This window comes from Pseudomonas edaphica (genome assembly GCF_005863185.1).
Lineage (GTDB): Bacteria > Pseudomonadota > Gammaproteobacteria > Pseudomonadales > Pseudomonadaceae > Aquipseudomonas > Aquipseudomonas edaphica.
The window spans coordinates 1-873 of the sequence record NZ_VBVZ01001066.1; the positions used below are offsets into that span (position 1 = coordinate 1).

The following is an 873-nucleotide window of genomic DNA, read 5'->3' on the forward strand; positions in this document are numbered from 1 at the left end:
CCACATTTTGATCTGTGAATACATCTAAAGTGTGGGAGCTGGCTTGCCTGCGATGAAGCCGGCTCGGTCCCAAGCCCTACATCGGCTTGGCCACCATCAAATAGAAAATCACCAGAAACGCCAGAAACGCCGGCCAGCCCAGGCCAAACCACCAGCGCATATAGGTCACGGCCTTGATCGGCATCGCCGTGCCATCGCGCAGCGCCTGCTCCGCCATCTTGTGCACACGAATCTGCAGCCACACCACCGGCAGCCAGCAGACACCCGCCAGCACATACAACGCGAACGTCCACTGCAACCAGCTCTGCTGCATCGACCAGCCCGCCAAGTACATCAAGCCGATGCCACTCAACGGCTGAAAAACCGCCGTGGTCGTGGTAAATGCCCAATCCGCGAACACCAGGTGTTTGAAGGTGACCGCGATCACTTCCACCTTGCCGCTGCGCCAGGCGCGCAAGGCGTAATACGCCGAGCCCGCACCCAGGCCAAACAGGATGGTCGAGGACAGGATATGCAGGGTTTTCAACAGCAGGTAAGCGTTCATCGGCGGGGCTCGGTCGAAAAAGGTTCAGTCCAGAGAAGGTTCAGTCCAGAGGAGCCAAAGGGTCGCCACCATGAGTACCAGATTTTTGGCGACCGCCGCGTAAGGATCAAACCAGTAATGGGCCAGGACTATGCTGATAATCACGGTATAGCCGCCCATCAACAGTAATTGCAGGATCAGCGCCGACCTGCGCCAGCGCGCAACCAGCAACCCCAGGCCCAACAGGCCATCACACACCGCCCCGGCGATCACGGCCACTGTCGCCCAAGTGCCCTGCACACCGGCCTCGGCCATGATGCGCAGGCCCCAGGCGTAACCCGGCCCAACGC

The 873-nt window shown here is 60.1% G+C and carries 2 protein-coding genes; both read right to left on the reverse strand.

Translation table 11 applies throughout. The features are described 5' to 3' along the window. Positions 1-76: 76 nt before the first annotated feature. Positions 77-544: a DUF2269 family protein gene (locus FEM54_RS33275; protein ID WP_138454365.1), complete on the reverse strand. Its 468-nt coding sequence runs from the start codon at positions 542-544 to the stop codon at positions 77-79. A gap of 24 nt (positions 545-568) precedes the next feature. After that, on the reverse strand, positions 569-873 hold a 305-nt coding region (locus FEM54_RS33280; protein WP_205894453.1), incomplete at its 5' end, for a DoxX-like family protein.